This is a genomic window from Enterobacter cloacae complex sp. 6730903, from assembly GCF_048283985.1.
GTDB lineage: Bacteria > Pseudomonadota > Gammaproteobacteria > Enterobacterales > Enterobacteriaceae > Enterobacter > Enterobacter hormaechei_C.
This window is the reverse complement of sequence record NZ_JBLVXX010000179.1, coordinates 1-358: the sequence shown is the minus strand read 5'-3', so window position 1 is coordinate 358 and position 358 is coordinate 1. Positions and strand designations below refer to the sequence as shown.

The 358-nt window shown below is 44.1% G+C and carries 1 pseudogene; it reads right to left on the bottom strand.

The features are described from left to right. A pseudogene (locus ACNQ0W_RS25445) lies at positions 1 to 358 on the bottom strand (replication-associated recombination protein A); the annotation flags it as partial.

Genomic DNA, 358 nt, shown 5'->3' with positions numbered 1-358 from the left:
GTACTATTACTTTTTGCACTGGTCGCTAAATAAACTGCTGTTTGACCCAAAATAATTCGAGCCTCCGGCATTCCCACCGCCTGTACAGAACGGAAACATTCACCTGCAAGCAATAGTGCATTTGGATTCGAGTTTCCAATGTCTTCTGAAGCGGCAATCAACATACGTCTTGCAATAAAAACCGGATCTTCCCCACCTTTAAGCATCCGCGCCATCCAGTACAAAGCCGCATCTGGATCACTACCACGAATCGATTTGATAAAGGCAGAAACGAGATCGTAATGCTGTTCACCCGATTTGTCATAACGCGCAATATTTTGCTGAGCGACTTTTACTACAACTGCATTGGTAATGGTAT